This is a genomic window from Ferrovibrio sp., from assembly GCF_029255545.1.
Taxonomy (GTDB): domain Bacteria; phylum Pseudomonadota; class Alphaproteobacteria; order Ferrovibrionales; family Ferrovibrionaceae; genus Ferrovibrio.
Genome location: NZ_JANLJJ010000032.1, coordinates 1 through 16,181 on the forward strand (window position 1 = coordinate 1; position 16,181 = coordinate 16,181).

The window sequence follows — 16,181 nt, forward strand, 5'->3', positions numbered from 1 at the left end:
AGGACCGCGACACCTTCATCACCACCGAGGTCGGCCAGCACCAGATGTGGGCGGCGCAATTCTACAAGTTTGACAGGCCGAACCGCTGGATGACGTCGGGTGGCCTGGGCACCATGGGTTATGGCCTGCCGGCCGCCATCGGCGTGCAGCTCGGCCATCCCGACAAGCTGGTGGTGGATATCGCGGGCGAGGCCTCGATCCTGATGAACATCCAGGAGCTGGGCACGGCGGCGCAGTTCCGCCTGCCGGTGAAAGTGTTCATCCTGAACAACGAATATATGGGCATGGTGCGCCAGTGGCAGCAGTTGCTGCATGGCGGCCGCTACTCCCAGAGTTATTCGGAATCGCTGCCCGATTTCGTCAAGCTGGCCGAGGCCTTCCATTGCACCGGCCTGCGTTGCACCAGTCCGGCCGACCTGGATGGCGTGATCAGGGAAATGGTTGCCATCGATGGCCCGGTGGTGGTCGATGTCGCCGTTGATAAATCGGAAAACTGCTTCCCGATGGTACCCTCGGGCGCCGCCCATAACGAGATGATCCTGGCTGACGACAAGCCGAAGGATTCGGGCAACGCCAGTGTCAGCGAAGAAGGCATGGCCCTCGTCTGAGGCCGGGCCAGCAGAATAGAAGAAGCTCACCATGTCCGCGCCGCAGCAGCCGATCCAGTCCCATATCCTGTCCGTCCTCGTCGATAACGAGCCCGGCATCCTGGCCCGCGTGGTCGGGCTGTTCTCGGGCCGCGGCTACAATATCGAAAGCCTGACGGTGGCCGAGGTAAGCGATGCCGCGCATCTGTCGCGCATCACCGTGGTCACCTCTGGCCCGGCCAATGTGATCGAGCAGATCAAGGCCCAGCTTGGCCGGCTCGTGCCGGTGCACAATGTGCATGACCTGACCGTGGAAGGGCCGCATGTGGCGCGCGAACTGGCGCTGATCAAGGTGGCCGGCACCGGTGAGAAGCGTGTGGAAAGCCTGCGCATCGCCGACATTTTCCGCGCCCGCGCGGTCGATTCCACCATAGAGTCCTTTATCTTCGAACTGACCGGCACGCCCGAGAAAATCTCGGCCTTCATCGAACTGATGAAGCCGCTCGGCCTGATCGATGTCTCGCGCACCGGCGTGGTGGCGATCAGCCGCGGCGCCACCCCCCTTTAACCGAACCAAACAAGCAACGACGCAGTCCCGAGGAGATACGATCATGCGCGTTTACTACGACCGCGATGCGGACCTGAACCTGATCAAGGGCAAAAAGGTTGTCATCGTCGGCTATGGCAGCCAGGGCCATGCCCATGCGATGAACCTGAAGGACAGCGGCGTGAAGAATGTCGCCGTCGCCCTGCGCAAGGGCTCGGCCGGCGTGAAGAAGGCCGAGGAAGCCGGCTTCAAGGTGATGACCCCGGCGGAAGCTGCCAAATGGGCCGACGTTGTGATGGTGCTGACCCCGGATGAGGGCCAGTCCGACCTGTGGAACAACGATCTGCGCGACAACATGAAGGAAGGCGCCGCGCTAGCCTTCGCCCACGGCCTGAACATCCACTTCAACCTGATCGAGCCGCGCAAGGATCTCGACGTGTTCATGATCGCGCCGAAGGGCCCTGGCCATACGGTGCGTTCGGAATACCTGAAGGGCGGCGGCGTGCCGTCGCTGGTTGCCGTGCATCAGAACGCTTCGGGCAACGCGCTGGAAATCGCGCTCAGCTATGCCTCGGCCAATGGCGGCGGCAAGGCTGGCATCATCGAGACCACCTTCCAGGAAGAATGCGAGACCGACCTGTTCGGCGAGCAGGTCGTGCTCTGCGGCGGCCTGGTCGAGCTGATCAAGGCCGGCTACGAAACGCTGGTCGAGGCTGGTTATGCACCCGAGATGGCCTATTTCGAGTGCCTGCATGAAGTGAAGCTGATCGTCGACCTGATCTACGAGGGCGGCATCGCCAACATGAACTACTCGATCTCGAACACGGCCGAGTATGGCGAATACGTCACCGGTCCGCGCATCATCACGCCGGAAACCAAGGCCGAGATGAAGCGCGTGCTGGAAGACATCCAGTCAGGCCGTTTCACCCGCAACTGGATGCTGGAAAACAAGGTGAACCAGACCTCGTTCAAGGCAACTCGCGCCCGCCTGGCCAAGCACCCGATCGAGGAAGTAGGCGCCAAGCTGCGCGCCATGATGCCCTGGATCGCCAAGAACAAGCTGGTCGACAAAGCCCGCTCGAACTAAGCGTAACCGACAAGAACTGTCAGACGGCCGCCGGGGCAACTCCGGCGGCCGTTTTCGTTTGTGTCGTGCAATCCGCCACAATTCGATCCATTGATTATTTCCATGGAAATGATACAAATTTCCATGGAAATAATCAATGGAGGCGGTTATGGTGGTTTCGCGACGGGGATTTATCAGGGTCGTTGGCGGTGGCGTGGTCGGCGCCGCCCTGGTAGGTGGCGGATTGCAGGGCTGCGACCGCATGCCGGCAAGCGCTGTGGCACCCTGGGCAGGACCTGGCAGCGAGACCGATCCGCGCCGCCGTGCGCTCTCCTGGGCGCTGCTGGCACCCAATCCGCATAATATGCAGCCCTGGCTGGTTGATCTGCGTCGCGAGGGCGAAATCATGCTGCATGTCGATCGCACACGGTTGTTGCCTGAAACCGATCCCTTTGCCCGCCAGATTGTCATAGGCCACGGCACCTTCCTTGAACTGCTGGCGCTAGCGGCAGGGGCGGAAGGCTATCGCTGTGCGATCGAATACTTTCCGGAGGGCCAGCCGGCTCCAGATGACGTAACTGAGCGCCCGCTCGCCCGCATTCGGCTGCAGCACGACGGCACGGCAGCCGATCCGCTATTCTCGCAGATTCCACTTCGGCGCTCGTCAAAGGAGCCGTATCACCAGACCTCCCTCCAATCCGAACATGCGCAAGCCTTGCGCGGGATGCCCCGTTCGGGGGTCGCGCAGTTGACCATTGCCACCGACGCCACGCGCGCTGCGTTGTTTCGAAGCATCACCGAGCAGGCGATGCTAATCGAGCTGGAGACGCCGCGCACGTTGAAGGAAAGCATTGATCGGCTACGCATCGGTGCCGATGCCATTGCCGCCCAGCCAGATGGCATCGAACTGCATGGGCCGTTCTTCTGGTGGCTGTCCAGACTCGGACTGATGACACCAGAGAAAGCGATGACGCCAGGCACCACGGCATACCAGGGCGGTATTGATTACGCCCTTGGCTGGGCGCGCGCCACACCGGCTTTCGGCTGGTTGACCACGGCGGCAAACGACCGACTCAGCCAGATCGAGGCCGGCCGGGCCTATGTACGGTTGAACCTGAAGGCAACCGAGCTCGGCGTCGCCATGCATCCGGTCAGCCAGGTGCTGCAGGAATATCCTGAGATGGCCACCCTGCAGCGCGAGTTTCTCTCGGCAGCGGGCGCAATGCCTGGCCAAACGGTGCAAATGCTGTTTCGGCTGGGCTATTGTGAACAGGTGCCGCCGTCGCCTCGACGGCCGCTGGATGCACTGATGATGAGCTAACATGGCCCGATCCGTTGCGAAGGATACAGATGCCGGAGAACCGGTTGGCGGTACGACGCCGGATCGGCGCTTCCGCATCGTCAACTGGATCGGAATCATCGACCAGCTCGCGTCCACCAAGGCCAATCGCGTGTTGCGCGGTCATGACCTGCCATTGCCGCAATTCGTCATACTCAATCACTTCAGCCACAGGCTTGATGAGGGAAAGACGGTTGGCGGAATCGCCCGCGCTATGCAACAGTTGCCGCCGGCGGTGACCAAGACGACCCAGAAGCTGCTGGCCAAGGGATACCTGCGTGAGGTGCAAAGCACCGACGACGCCCGCTCTAAGTTACTGTTCCTGACCGCACGCGGCAGGACGGCCCATGGCAAGGCGATTGCTGCACTGCTGCCTGAGCTGGCACCCGCCTTCGCAGGCTGGACGACCGCGGAACTGGAGCAGTTCTGGCAGTATCTTGATCGGCTCAAGGTCTGGTTCGACCAGAACCGCTGAAACAGGAGGAAATGATCATGGCCAAAGTCTTCGTCGCCGGCGTCGGCATGATCCCGTTCGCCAAGCCGGGCAGCAGCAAGGCTTATGACGAGATGGGCGCCGCAGCCGGACAGCTGGCGCTGAAGGATGCCGGCATCGGCTACGATGCCGTGCAGCAGGCTTATGCCGGCTATGTCTATGGCGACAGCACGTGTGGCCAGAAGGCACTGTATCGTCTCGGCATGACCGGCATCCCGGTCGTCAATGTCAACAACAACTGCTCCACCGGCTCCACCGCGCTGTTTCTCGCCCGCCAGGCAATCCAGAGCGGCGCCGCCGATTGTGTGCTGGCGCTGGGCTTCGAGCAGATGAAGCCGGGTGCGCTGGGCTCGGTCTACACCGACCGGCCGAGCCCGTTTGCCGATTTCGACACCGTCTGCGACGAGATCGTCGGCATGCCCGATGTGCCGCTGGCCTTGCGCTATTTCGGCGGTGCCGGCTTAAGCCATATGCAGAAATTCGGCACGAAGCTGGAGACTTTCGCCCGCATCCGCGCCAAGGCCAGCCGCCATGCGAAAAACAATCCGCTGGCGCTGTTCCGCCAGGAGGTCAGCGTCGACGACGTGATGCAGGCGCAGGCAATCTGGCCCGGCGTGATGACCCGCCTGATGGCCTGCCCGCCGACCTGCGGCGGAGCGGCCGCCTTGCTGGTCTCGGAGGCATTCGCCGCGAAACACGGCCTGCGCACCGATGTGGAGATCGCTGCCCAGGCGATGACCACCGATTATGCCTCCACCTTCGAGGCGCGCGACATGATGCAGCTGGTCGGCGCGGATATGAGCCGCGCTGCGGCCGAAAAAGTTTACGAACAGGCCGGTATCGGGCCCGAGGATGTCGATGTGGTCGAGCTGCATGACTGCTTCGCCCATAACGAGCTGATCACCTACGAGGCGCTCGGGCTGTGTGGCGAAGGCGGCGCCGAGGGCTTCGTCGAAGTCGGCGACAACACCTATGGTGGCCGCGTGGTGACTAATCCGTCCGGCGGCCTGCTGTCCAAGGGCCATCCGCTTGGCGCCACCGGTTTGGCGCAGTGCTACGAGCTGACGCATCAGCTGCGCGGTAGTGCCGAGGCGCGCCAGGTCGATGGTGCCCGCGTCGCGTTACAGCACAATCTGGGCCTCGGCGGCGCCTGCGTGGTGACCTTGTACCGGCAGGCTTGAGGCTACCGCCCGACCGGGGCAGACCACCATCCATGAGCTGCGGCTGACCCGTTAAAGCCAACCAGCCGCCGGCAGGCTGGCCCGGCTGCCGTCGCGGAAGGGTGGCTGCGGGGAAAGGGCCGGGCTGGCTGGCTGGCCGCCTAAATAATGCCGTGATTTCAAATTATTAGAGAATTTCCCCGGTAAAGCAGGGAATTCACCGAGTATTAAGCATGCTGGCCCAGAGTGTTGGCGTAAGTCCATGTCCTGGCGAAACTTTTCGCCCTTTGATCGAATTGGGCCGAAGCGTGTACACTGTAGTTAAAGTACGGAAACTGCGGCAGAATCGGACAACCCGGCGGATAGGACGCCCGGGTCGCCCGACGAGGGACATGTGACATGAACGCCACCAACAAGACGACGCGCGATCGCGTCATCATTTTCGACACCACCCTGCGCGATGGCGAGCAGTCGCCTGGTGCCTCGATGAATCTGGAAGAGAAGCTGAAGATCGCAGCCGTGCTGGAAGGCATGGGCGTCGATGTCATCGAGGCCGGTTTTCCGATCGCGTCCAACGGCGACTTCGAGGCCGTCAACGAGATCGCCAAGCGCGTGACGGAGTCGACTGTCTGCGGCCTCAGCCGCGCCGGCCGCAAGGATATCGACCGCGCCTGGGAAGCGCTCAAGCCCGCGAAGCGGGCGCGCATTCACACCTTCATCTCCACCTCGCCGCTGCATATGAAATACAAGCTGCAGATGGAACCCGACGCGGTGCACCAGGCGGTGATCGACAGCGTGTCGTACGCGCGCAATCTGTGCGACGACATCGAATGGAGTTGCGAGGACGGCACGCGCTCGGATCCCGAATTCCTCTGCCGCCTGATCGAAAGTGCGATCAAGGCCGGCGCCACCACGATCAACGTGCCCGACACCGTCGGCTACACCGTGCCGGAGGAATATACCCGGCTGATGCGGTACTTGATCGAGAATATCCCGAATAGCGATAAAGCTAGGTTTTCCGCGCATTGCCACAACGATCTGGGCCTGGCCGTGGCCAATTCGCTGGCCGCCGTGATCGGCGGCGCGCGGCAGGTGGAATGCACCATCAACGGCCTGGGCGAACGCGCCGGCAATGCCGCGCTTGAAGAGATCGTCATGGCTCTGCGCACGCGTGCAGATGCAATGCCGTTCGAAACTGGAATAAAGACCACCGATATCATGAAAGCCTCGCGGCTGGTTTCGGCCGTCACCGGGTTCGTAGTGCAGCCGAACAAGGCCATCGTCGGCGCCAATGCTTTCGCACATGAAAGCGGCATCCACCAGGATGGCATGCTGAAGCATGCCGGCACCTACGAGATCATGACCCCGGAATCGGTCGGCCTTAATCGCTCGACGCTCGTGATGGGTAAGCATTCCGGCCGGCATGCCTTCCGCAAGAAGCTGGAAGAACTCGGCTTCAACCTGGCTGACAACCAGCTCAATGATGCCTTTGCCCGCTTCAAGGATTTGGCCGACCGCAAGAAGGAAGTCTTCGACGAGGATCTGGTCGCGCTGGTCGATGACACCATGGCGCGCGGCAACGAACGCATCCGCTTTGTCAGCCTGCAGGTGATCGCCGGCTCGAAAGGGCCGCAGAGCGCCGCGCTGGAACTGGAGATCGACGGGGTGGCCAAATCGGTCAAGGCGACCGGCAATGGGCCGGTCGATGCCACATTCAATGCCATCCAGGCCCTGTTCCCGCACCAGGCCAGTCTGCAGCTCTACCAGGTCCATGCCGTGACCCAGGGCACCGATGCCCAGGCCGAGGTGACCGTAAGGCTGGAAGAGGGTGGAAAAACCGTGAACGGACAGGCTGCCGACGCCGATACGCTGGTGGCAAGCTGCCGGGCTTATATCCATGCGCTCAACAAGCTGCTGGTGAAGCGGGAAAAGACCGCGCCGGCAGCCCTCAGTGCGTGATTGGGCACCTGAAACCACGCCACCCGGCATGCGGCCGGTGCGGGGCTGAAAATATGGGGACTGGGGGTTGCGCTGCACCGGTGCCCGAGGCGATAACGGCGCAACATTTCGTTGGTGAGGATCTTTCTGGATGTTCTCGCGTTTGATGGGTTTCATGTCGGCCGATATGGCCATCGACCTTGGCACGGCCAATACCCTGGTTTACGTCAAGGGCCGCGGCATCGTGCTGAACGAGCCCTCGGTGGTGGCGATCACCAATAATCGCGGCAAGAAGCAGGTTCTGGCGGTCGGTGACGAAGCCAAGCAGATGCTGGGCCGTACGCCGGGCAACATCGAGGCCATTCGCCCGCTGCGCGACGGCGTGATCGCCGATTTCGAGGTGGCGGAGGAAATGATCAAGCATTTCATCCGCAAGGTGCACAACCGCCGCAGCTTTGCCTCGCCGCAGATCATCATCTGCGTGCCGTCGGGTTCCACCGCGGTCGAGCGCCGCGCCATCATGGATTCTGCTGAATCCGCCGGCGCCCGCCGCGTCTTCCTGATCGAGGAGCCGATGGCCGCCGCGATTGGCGCCGGCCTGCCGGTCACCGAGCCGACCGGCTCGATGGTGGTCGATATCGGCGGCGGCACTACGGAAGTGGCCGTGCTCTCGCTGGGCGGCATCGTCTATTCGCGCAGCGTGCGCGTCGGCGGCGACAAGATGGACGAGGCGATCATTGCCTATATCCGCCGCAACCATAACCTGCTGGTGGGCGAGGCTTCGGCCGAGCGCATCAAGAAGCAGATTGGCTCGGCGGCGCCGCCGGAAGACGGCAATGGCCTCTCCATGGAGATCAAGGGCCGCGACCTGATGAACGGCGTGCCGAAGGAACTGGTGATCAACCAGCGCCAGATCGCCGAGAGCCTGGCCGAACCGGTCGGCGCCATCGTCGAGGCCGTGAAGGTCGCGCTGGAGCACACCGCGCCGGAACTGGCCGCCGATATCGTCGACAAAGGCATCGTGATGACCGGCGGCGGCGCGCTGCTGGGCAATCTGGACCTGGTGCTGCGGCACGCGACCGGCCTGCCGGTCTCGATTGCCGACGAGCCGCTTTCCTGCGTGGCGCTGGGCACCGGCCGTGCGCTGGAAGAGATGAAGACGCTGAAGCACGTTCTGTACAATCCGCCGTACTGATCCCGGTACGGTATCGCGGAGGGCATTGACGGGGGCGCATGGCAAGACGGTCGGGACGCAGTGCATGGATCGCAGCGCCATTTCGCGCGCTGCTGCAGCGTTTCGCGTTCCTGCTGCTGCTTGCCACCGCCATCGGCCTCGTGCTGGTCAGCCGCATCGACCGTCCGCTGGTCGAACGCGCCCGTGCCCTGGTTGCCGATATCGTCGAGCCCGTCCTGAGCACGGTGGCGCAGCCGGTGGCCGCCGTGAATGCCGCGGTCGGCTGGGTCGACGACATCCTCTTCGTGCATGAGGAAAACTTCCGCCTACGCACCGAAAACGCCCGCCTGCTGCAGTGGCAGGAAGTGGCCCGCCGACTGGAGCAGGACAATGCCGCCTTGCGTCGCCTGCTCGCCGCCGGCCCAGACTTAAGTCAGACCTATGTGACCGGCCGGGTCATTGCCGATGGCGGCGGTTCCTTCGTACGCACCGCCCTGCTCAATGTCGGCGCCAAGGACGGCATCAGGAAAGGTCAGGCGGTGATCGGCGAAGGCGGTTATGTCGGCCGCGTCGCCGAGGTGGGCCAGCGCGCTGCCCGCATCCTGCTGCTGACCGATCTGAACTCGCGCCTGCCGGTGATGCTGCAGGATGGCGGCCATCGCGCCGTGCTGGCGGGCGACAATTCGCCTTTCCCGCGGCTGGAATACCTTTCCGGCGCCGCCAAGCCTGCCATCGGCATGCAGGTGGTGACCTCGGGCGATGGCGGGCAGTTTCCAGCCAACATCCCGGTCGGCGAGATCGTCGAGATCGAAGGCGGCGTGCGGGTCCGGCCGCTGGTCGATCTGGGCCGCCTCGGTTTCCTGCGGGTGATGCAGTTCGACGAAACGCGGATCGATGCCGAGGATCCGGCCGCGCAGGTTCTGCCGCTGGCGCCGCCGCCCAAGGGCCAATAGGAGCGCGCGGGATGTCTGCGCTGCTCCGCCAGACCAGCCGCCGCATCCGGGCCCTGCTGCCGATCCTCAGCAGCCTGGCGCTGGTGCTGTTCAGCCTGGCCCCGGTTGGGCTGCCGCATTTTGACAGCGTCGGCCCGGCCTTCGCGCTGATGGCGGTATTCTACTGGAGCATTTTCCGATCCGACCTGATGACCATGCTGGGGGCTTTCGCCATCGGCCTGCTGCTCGATCTGCTCAGTGGTGGCCCGATCGGCCTCAATGCGCTGGTGCTGGTGCTGGCGCATGAACTTGGCGTGTCGCAGCGCCGGGTTTTCCTGGGATCGTCCTTCCTGGTCAACTGGGCCGCCTTTGCCCTGGTGATCGGAGTGGTGCTGCCGATCTGCTGGTTGCTGATGTCGCTGCTGCACTGGGAATTGCTGCCGATGCTGCCGCTGATGACGCAGTTACTGTTGTCGCTGGCGCTCTATCCGGTGATCTACTGGATGCTGAGCCGCCTGGAACGTCGCTGGCTGCGCGCCTCGGTAACGGCGTAAACCCGCATGGCGATCAACCGTCGCGACAACGATCTGCAACGGGTCTTCACCCGTCGTGCCCTGCTGCTTGGCACCGCGCAGCTCGGCCTGTTCGGCGCCCTGGCCGCGCGGCTCTATTACCTGCAGGTGATGGAATCCGATCGCTATGCGCTGCTGGCCGAGGAAAATCGCATCAGCATGCGCCTGTTGCCGCCCCGGCGCGGCCGCGTGCTCGACCGGTTCGGTCATGAGCTGGCATCCAATCGCCGCAATTACCGGGTCCTGATCGTTGCCGAGCAGTCGCGCAATGTCGATGCCACGCTTGAGGCGCTGTCCCGACTGATTCAGGTTGACGACAGCCAGAAGGCCAGGGTCAAGCGCGAGATCGAACGGCGGCGCAAGTTCGTTCCCGTCGTGGTGGCCGAGAACCTGTCCTGGGATGATTTCGCCAAGATCAATCTGCACAGCCCCGATCTGCCCGGCGTGCAGCTTGATGTCGGCGAGACGCGCGACTATCCCTATGGCGCCATGTTCAGCCATGTGGTCGGCTATGTCGGTGCCGTTGCCGAGAACGAGCTGGGCGATGACCCGCTGCTGGAACTGCCGGGTTTCCGCATCGGCAAAAGCGGCGTCGAGAAGGTTTATGACGAACGCCTGCGCGGTCGCGCCGGCCACAGCCAGATCGAGGTGAATGCCTACGGGCGCGCCATCCGCGAATTGCGGCGCAATAACGGCCAACCGGGCGATGATCTCGTGCTGACCATCGATGCCGACCTGCAGCGTTTCGCCATGGAGCGTTTCGGCGAGGAAAGCGGCGCCGCCGCCGTGCTGGATATCCATACCGGCGAAATCCTCGCCCTGGTTTCCAACCCGGGCTACGATCCGAACTGGTTCAATGTCGGCATCACCCAGGCGCAATGGCGCCAGCTCAACGGCGACAAGTACAAGCCGCTGATCAACAAGGCGATCCAGGGCCAATATCCGCCCGGCTCCACCTTCAAGATGCTGGTCGGTCTGGCTGCGCTCGAAGCCGGCACGATGACGCCCGACACCCGCGTCTTCTGTCCCGGCCATGTGGAATTCGGCAACAATACCTTCCATTGCTGGAAGAGGGGCGGCCACGGCACGATGAGTCTGGTTTCGGCCATCGAAGAAAGCTGCGACGTTTATTTCTATGAGGCGGCGCGGCGCACCGGCGTCGATAAGATCGCGGAGATGGCCAAGCGGCTCGGCCTGGGCGAGTTGACCGGCGTCGACCTCACCGGCGAACGTAAGGGCCTGATCCCGACGCGCGCCTGGAAGCAGGCGGTGCTCGGTCAACCCTGGGCGCAGGGCGAGAATCTGGTGATCGGCATCGGCCAGGGCTACGTCACCACCACGCCGCTGCAGCTGGCGGTGATGGCGGCGCGGCTGGGCAACGGCGGTTATGCCGTCACCCCGCGGATCGTGCGCGCCGATGACGGCATCGGCCCGGTCGCCGACCAGCGGCCGGCGAGCCAGCGCTGGCCGAAACTCGACATCAAGCGCGAGCATCTCGATTACGTGATCGATGGCATGTATGGCGTGACCAACCGACCGCGTGGTTCGGCCGCTGGTTCGCGCATCTCGCTGGCGCAGTTCGTGATGGCGGGCAAAACCGGCTCCAGCCAGGTGCGCCGCATCAGCCGGCTGGAACGTGAAACCCGCGTGCGCAAGAACGAGGAGAAGCCGTGGGAGGAGCGCGACCATGCGCTGTTCGTTGCCTTCGCGCCGATCCAGGCGCCGCGTTATGCCTGCGCGGTGATCGTCGAGCATGGCGGTTCGGGCGCCAAGATGGCGGCGCCGATCGCCCGCGACATCATGATCGAGACGCAGAAACTGGACCCCTCGCGTCGGGCGCGTACGCCGCCGGGCCCCACCACGGCCTCCGCGGCGCCGGCCAAGGGAGGTGGTTGAGATGCCGCACTGGTCCAGCCGGGGTAACGACCTTTCGTTCGGCCGCAAGCTGCGCGACGTCAATTGGGGTCTGGTGCTGCTGATCACCCTGATCGCCAGCACCGGCTTTGCCACCCTGTATTCTGCTGCCGGCGGCAGCCTCGATCCATGGGCGGATCGCCAGATGGTGCGTTTCGCCATTGGCATGGTTGTCATGGTGGCGATCGCGCTTACCGATATCCGCGTCTGGATGCGGTTGTCCTATCTGGTCTATGCCATTGGCGTCGTTCTGTTGGTCGCCGTCGAACTGTTCGGCCGGGTCGGCATGGGGGCGCAGCGTTGGCTCGATGTCGGCATTTTCCACATCCAGCCGTCCGAGATCATGAAGATCGCGCTGATCCTCACGCTGGCGCGCTATTTCCACGGGCTCTCCTATGATGAGGTCGGGCGGATCCGCTGGCTGTTCATCCCGCTGGCCATCGTGCTGGTGCCGGTGGGCCTGGTGATCAAGCAGCCTGATCTGGGCACCGCCATGCTGCTGCTCGCTTCCTCGGGGGCGGTATTCTTCTTCGCTGGCGTGCGGGCCTGGAAATTCATTGCCGTGATCGTGGCCGGTGGTGCCGCCTTGCCGGTGGCCTGGAACTTCCTGCACGATTACCAGAAGAAGCGGGTACTCACCTTCATGAATCCGGAAGAGGATCCGCTGGGCTCGGGTTACCATATCCTGCAATCCAAGATCGCGCTGGGGTCGGGTGGATTTGCCGGCAAGGGCTACATGCAGGGCACCCAGAGCCACTTGAGTTTTCTGCCCGAGAAACAGACTGACTTCATCTTCACCATGCTGGCCGAGGAGCATGGCCTGATCGGCGCGCTGGTGCTGATCGCGCTCTATATCCTGCTGATCGCCTATGGCTATGCCATCGCGCTGCGGGCGCGCAGCCAATATGCCCGCCTGCTCGCCGGCGGCATCACCACCATGCTGTTCCTCTATGTGTTCATCAATATTGCCATGGTCTCGGGCCTGGTGCCGGTGGTGGGCGTGCCGCTGCCGCTGGTCTCCTATGGCGGCACCGCGATGATGACCCTGCTGGTAGGGCTGGGCCTGCTGATCAACGTCTATGTTCACCGCGACGTGGAGATTCCCCGCCATATGAGCGGCCTGTAACCAACCAGCCTGCAGCGGCCCGAATCGGCACCCTTAAGCGCCTGATTGAAAAATCATTTTTCCGCCCCCCGAAGCGCTTGCAATTCCGGTGAATCCGGGTATTTTCGCGCGACTTTCGACGACCCCGCGTCGTCACAGGAAAAATGGGCGCATAGCTCAGTTGGTAGAGCAGCTGACTCTTAATCAGCGGGTCCCAGGTTCGAGCCCTGGTGCGCCCACCATTTTTCTAATACGGCACAATGACTTACGCCGCCCCGCAGAAATGCGATGGGCGGCGAAGTCGTTTTTGGAAGCACTATGGAAGCAGCGCAATTCGGGCTGGATACATCTTATACTTGCCGACAATGACACTCATGAATACGGTGTCTCGAGATGTGTCTGGGGGGGAGCCGATGAAACAGAAATTTCTGGTGCCAGCATTGGCGATTTCAGCTCTGACAGCCGACGCCGGGGCAAGCGTCGGAGAAGGCGTCGTAATAGATACGAGCGACGCTGGAAAAGCGTCTCAGGATATTGCTTCTACCCAATTGAAGCATGCCTTGCCCGCAATGACTGCAACGTATATGGCGGGCGATGATTTGTTTGTGCTTCGCCTTCTGAAAACTCAGAGCGGAACACTTATGGCGCAGCATGGCTCGCACGCGTCGCATGGTTCCCACGGTTCGCACCGCTCTCATCAGTCAGGGCGTTGACGGCCGCGGCCCCTATGGTCGTCGAGTTAGCTTTTGACGCCGAGGTCTACCGACTTGAGGCAGTCAAAAAGGCGTCTTATAGAGTCGCTCGCTTCATTTCGGTCGATATATAGCTGAATGGGCTGCAGCATATCATATCACTTTGTCAGATGACGTTTCCTACATTGATGTCGGGGATATTATCGCAGTTGAGCGCGCCTCAGGGCGTGTAAGGGTGCTTTTTACGGCACGTGCCGAGCACCACAGCTTTCTAGTAACCGAGCAATGCGACAACTTCTGCCTGATGTGTTCTCAACCGCCTCGCAAAATCAATGATGCATGGTTGGTTCATGAACTCGCCGAAGTTATCCCGCATTTACCCATAAGCACTAAGGAAATAGGCTTCACAGGAGGTGATGGGCCTCAATATAGCCTTGGGCAAAGAGGCCGTAGACGGCGGCAAAGTCAAAGCCGCAGCCTTGGCACTTGTCGCCATGGACCTTTTTTGCAGCTTTGGCAGCCTTAGAGTCGCGATCAATTTTGCGGTGTAACCGGTAGCGCCGGCGCTCAATAATTGTGGCGGTGTATTCGTCTGTCGCTTTGGTCTCCATCGCAGCGTCAAAGGTGTCAACCCCGCCGCGGGCAGTCAGCATGACATAGAGACGAACGATTTCTTTGAGGTCTGTAGTAAGCTTTTCCTCGTCGGGTAGCGCCATAAGGTCATAGCGGACGCCAAAGGCAACGGACGGCTCATAGTCGCGGGCGAGGATTGAGGTTCCGTCGAGTATTACCGGGGTGTCCGAAAACCGGGGTAGCCGCTCAGGCAAGCGGGCTTGGATTAAGGCTGCGCGCCGTCGCAATTCGTCATGAGTACCGCGTTTAAATTCCTCTCGGATAATGGTCGTCCCTTGGGCGAGAGTTAGATAGACGGAGCTCATATCCGCGGCAAAGAGGTAGACGACGTATTGGCCGTTTGTAGCCGAGACGGTCACGTTGGGGTCAAAGACTGCAATCCATGGTACTTCGGCCCATTGGCCCTGGCCTGGGCTGCCCGTGACCTTAAAATACTCATTGCCCAATGCAGTACTTACGGCCTCGGGAGCATCGGTTCGCAGGAAGTTTGCAACCTCGTTACCGGTAAACGCGGTGCGTGTCGCGGCCAGATAATTATTTGCAATGTGCTTAAGGGTCTCTCGGATACCCATTATCCCCTCAACGTCAGGTCTATCGGACCGATGCGCAATATCCCGACTCAGCTCCCGTAACCTTTAGGGCAATTTCCCCCTTAGAGCCCTCTAAGGGGGAAATCAGCCTAACAGGTGCGCCGGGGCTATCAGCCTCTTAGAGCGATTCAGGCTTTAGCCTGCGGCTTTCGTCGATTCGGTCCGCCTCTTGCCTGGGAAACGTACCACATTGTTGCCCACCCCTAAGGGGGGCGGCGCAGCCATCGTACTGGCAGCGGGAGCAGCAGGGGAGGGTGGGGCAGACGGTGCGATACCGATCAACCCGCCGATCTTAGCCGCGCCATCGGTCGCTGCCGCGCGGACTGTGGCATCGTCCAAATGGGCATAGCGGAGCGTCGTCTGGATTTGGGTATGGCCGAGCAGCTTTTGCAGTGTGGTAATCGCCATGCCGCCCTGGAGCATGAGCGAGGCATAGGTATGCCGTAGGTCGTGGATACGGACCTCGGGCAGCTTGGCCCGCTGGCGGATATGCCGCCAGGACTTCTCCAGATTGACGGCATGCTGGCCCTCGACTTCGCCAGCAATGACGTAGGGATTGCCGTCCAGCTGCGGTATGGCGTCTATGACGGCTTGAGCCTCTGGCGTCAAAGGAATGCGCCGGGCACCAGTCTTAGAGTCCGGGAGGTTCATATAGCCGCCCCGGATAAAGGACCATTGCATGGTCTGTATTTCGCCAAGCCGGCAGCCGGTCAGGATCAGCAGCCGGAAGGCCGCAATATGGTATGACGATATCGCCTTGTCGGCTTCGGCATCCCGTAAGGCAACGCTCACCCGCTCCAGCTCAGCCGGGGTTAGATACCGCTCGCGGCGCTCCTCGCGGTATTTCTGGACATGGCGGCAGGGATTGGAGCCGTCCGGCCGCAAGCCCCAGACCTCGCAAAGGTTAAACATCTTAGAGAGGACCGAGAGCAGCCTATTGGCCCGGTATGGCGTCTTGCGCAGCTCATGATGAAGCTTGGCGATATCGGGCCGGGCCACATCGACAATCTTGAACGCCCCTAGCTGGGGCAGAATGTGGTACTCAACCAAGGATTCATAATCCCGCTTGGTCGACGGTTTGCACCGCTTGGCCACATGCTCAGCCAGAAACCGCTCTGCGACGCTTTTAACGGTCGGGGCGCGGCGATGCTCGTCGATGGCCTCTGCCGGGTTCTCGCCCTTGGCAACGGCCCCTAGAAGCTCCCTGGCGCGCTTGCGGGCCTCGTCTGCGGTGAGCACGCCATGCTGGCCGATCTTGACCCGGCGCGTGCGTCCTCCGGCGCGATACTGGACCATGTAGGTGCGTTTGCCGCTTGGCATGATGCGCACGCCAAAACCGGCCACGTCGTCATCCCAGATGAAGTAATCGCGCGCCTTCACCTCGAAGGCTTCAACGCGGCTCTTGGACAGGGTGGGCATGGCTTGCAGCTCCCAGCACA

The 16,181-nt window shown here is 62.2% G+C and carries 15 protein-coding genes and 1 tRNA gene; 14 read left to right on the forward strand and 2 right to left on the reverse strand.

The window, feature by feature from the left end; all coding sequences use genetic code 11:
- The 14 genes from Q1J79_RS05665 to hxsA2 all read left to right on the forward strand — a co-directional run.
- Positions 1–608: thiamine pyrophosphate-dependent enzyme (locus Q1J79_RS05665; protein ID WP_300297689.1), on the forward strand; the 608-nt coding region annotated here is incomplete at its 5' end.
- 31 nt (positions 609–639) lie between these two features.
- Entirely contained in the window at positions 640–1,155 is a 516-nt protein-coding gene (ilvN, locus tag Q1J79_RS05670; protein ID WP_300297692.1) for an acetolactate synthase small subunit, read from the forward strand.
- A 43-nt stretch (positions 1,156–1,198) separates the two neighbouring features.
- A complete protein-coding gene (ilvC, locus tag Q1J79_RS05675) occupies positions 1,199–2,221 on the forward strand; it encodes a ketol-acid reductoisomerase (RefSeq protein WP_300297695.1) in 1,023 nt (340 codons plus the stop codon).
- A gap of 193 nt (positions 2,222–2,414) precedes the next feature.
- Complete coding sequence (locus tag Q1J79_RS05680; protein ID WP_300297698.1) at positions 2,415–3,521, forward strand: hypothetical protein; 1,107 nt, start codon at positions 2,415–2,417, stop codon at positions 3,519–3,521.
- 1 nt (position 3,522) lies between these two features.
- Positions 3,523–4,014: a MarR family transcriptional regulator gene (locus tag Q1J79_RS05685; protein ID WP_300297701.1), complete on the forward strand. Its 492-nt coding sequence runs from the start codon at positions 3,523–3,525 to the stop codon at positions 4,012–4,014.
- A gap of 17 nt (positions 4,015–4,031) precedes the next feature.
- The gene (locus Q1J79_RS05690) at positions 4,032–5,213 is read left to right on the forward strand and encodes a lipid-transfer protein (RefSeq protein WP_300297704.1); all 1,182 of its coding nucleotides are present in this window, start codon (positions 4,032–4,034) and stop codon (positions 5,211–5,213) included.
- Between the two features lie 378 nt (positions 5,214–5,591).
- Positions 5,592–7,151: a 2-isopropylmalate synthase gene (locus Q1J79_RS05695; RefSeq protein ID WP_300297707.1), complete on the forward strand. Its 1,560-nt coding sequence runs from the start codon at positions 5,592–5,594 to the stop codon at positions 7,149–7,151.
- A gap of 130 nt (positions 7,152–7,281) precedes the next feature.
- Positions 7,282–8,325 (forward strand): rod shape-determining protein, encoded by a 1,044-nt coding sequence (locus Q1J79_RS05700; protein ID WP_300297710.1) that lies wholly within the window; start codon positions 7,282–7,284, stop codon positions 8,323–8,325.
- A 38-nt stretch (positions 8,326–8,363) separates the two neighbouring features.
- Positions 8,364–9,257 carry a rod shape-determining protein MreC gene (gene mreC / locus Q1J79_RS05705; protein WP_300297713.1) on the forward strand — a complete coding sequence of 298 codons (894 nt, stop codon included), beginning with the start codon at positions 8,364–8,366 and terminating at the stop codon, positions 9,255–9,257.
- An 11-nt stretch (positions 9,258–9,268) separates the two neighbouring features.
- The gene (gene mreD / locus Q1J79_RS05710) at positions 9,269–9,790 is read left to right on the forward strand and encodes a rod shape-determining protein MreD (protein WP_300297715.1); all 522 of its coding nucleotides are present in this window, start codon (positions 9,269–9,271) and stop codon (positions 9,788–9,790) included.
- 6 nt (positions 9,791–9,796) lie between these two features.
- Complete coding sequence (mrdA, locus tag Q1J79_RS05715) at positions 9,797–11,704, forward strand: penicillin-binding protein 2 (RefSeq protein WP_300297719.1); 1,908 nt, start codon at positions 9,797–9,799, stop codon at positions 11,702–11,704.
- A 1-nt stretch (position 11,705) separates the two neighbouring features.
- Complete coding sequence (gene rodA, locus Q1J79_RS05720) at positions 11,706–12,848, forward strand: rod shape-determining protein RodA (protein WP_300297722.1); 1,143 nt, start codon at positions 11,706–11,708, stop codon at positions 12,846–12,848.
- 145 nt (positions 12,849–12,993) lie between these two features.
- Positions 12,994–13,069 (forward strand) — tRNA-Lys (locus Q1J79_RS05725).
- Between the two features lie 171 nt (positions 13,070–13,240).
- Positions 13,241–13,540 carry a His-Xaa-Ser repeat protein HxsA2 gene (gene hxsA2, locus Q1J79_RS05730; protein ID WP_300297725.1) on the forward strand — a complete coding sequence of 100 codons (300 nt, stop codon included), beginning with the start codon at positions 13,241–13,243 and terminating at the stop codon, positions 13,538–13,540.
- A 383-nt stretch (positions 13,541–13,923) separates the two neighbouring features.
- Here hxsA2 and Q1J79_RS05735 read toward each other — a convergent pair whose 3' ends face one another.
- Together Q1J79_RS05735 and Q1J79_RS05740 are read right to left on the reverse strand one after the other, a co-directional pair.
- Positions 13,924–14,724, reverse strand: coding sequence for a DUF3578 domain-containing protein (locus Q1J79_RS05735; protein WP_300297728.1), 801 nt, complete (start codon positions 14,722–14,724; stop codon positions 13,924–13,926).
- 153 nt (positions 14,725–14,877) lie between these two features.
- On the reverse strand, positions 14,878–16,161 hold the full coding sequence (locus Q1J79_RS05740; RefSeq protein ID WP_300297731.1) for a site-specific integrase: 1,284 nt from the start codon (positions 16,159–16,161) through the stop codon (positions 14,878–14,880).
- Positions 16,162–16,181: the final 20 nt, after the last annotated feature.

What these genes read in the sequence shown, in the direction of transcription:
- Q1J79_RS05735 (WP_300297728.1), bottom strand. Translation starts at nt 14,724, where the DNA reads ATGGGTATCCGAGAGACCCTTAAGCACATTGCAAATAATTATCTGGCC.
- Q1J79_RS05740 (WP_300297731.1), bottom strand. Translation starts at nt 16,161, where the DNA reads ATGCCCACCCTGTCCAAGAGCCGCGTTGAAGCCTTCGAGGTGAAGGCG.
- rodA (WP_300297722.1), top strand. Translation starts at nt 11,706, where the DNA reads ATGCCGCACTGGTCCAGCCGGGGTAACGACCTTTCGTTCGGCCGCAAG.
- Q1J79_RS05690 (WP_300297704.1), top strand. Translation starts at nt 4,032, where the DNA reads ATGGCCAAAGTCTTCGTCGCCGGCGTCGGCATGATCCCGTTCGCCAAG.
- ilvC (WP_300297695.1), top strand. Translation starts at nt 1,199, where the DNA reads ATGCGCGTTTACTACGACCGCGATGCGGACCTGAACCTGATCAAGGGC.
- Q1J79_RS05695 (WP_300297707.1), top strand. Translation starts at nt 5,592, where the DNA reads ATGAACGCCACCAACAAGACGACGCGCGATCGCGTCATCATTTTCGAC.
- Q1J79_RS05700 (WP_300297710.1), top strand. Translation starts at nt 7,282, where the DNA reads ATGTTCTCGCGTTTGATGGGTTTCATGTCGGCCGATATGGCCATCGAC.
- mreD (WP_300297715.1), top strand. Translation starts at nt 9,269, where the DNA reads ATGTCTGCGCTGCTCCGCCAGACCAGCCGCCGCATCCGGGCCCTGCTG.
- Q1J79_RS05685 (WP_300297701.1), top strand. Translation starts at nt 3,523, where the DNA reads ATGGCCCGATCCGTTGCGAAGGATACAGATGCCGGAGAACCGGTTGGC.
- mreC (WP_300297713.1), top strand. Translation starts at nt 8,364, where the DNA reads ATGGCAAGACGGTCGGGACGCAGTGCATGGATCGCAGCGCCATTTCGC.
- ilvN (WP_300297692.1), top strand. Translation starts at nt 640, where the DNA reads ATGTCCGCGCCGCAGCAGCCGATCCAGTCCCATATCCTGTCCGTCCTC.
- hxsA2 (WP_300297725.1), top strand. Translation starts at nt 13,241, where the DNA reads ATGAAACAGAAATTTCTGGTGCCAGCATTGGCGATTTCAGCTCTGACA.
- mrdA (WP_300297719.1), top strand. Translation starts at nt 9,797, where the DNA reads ATGGCGATCAACCGTCGCGACAACGATCTGCAACGGGTCTTCACCCGT.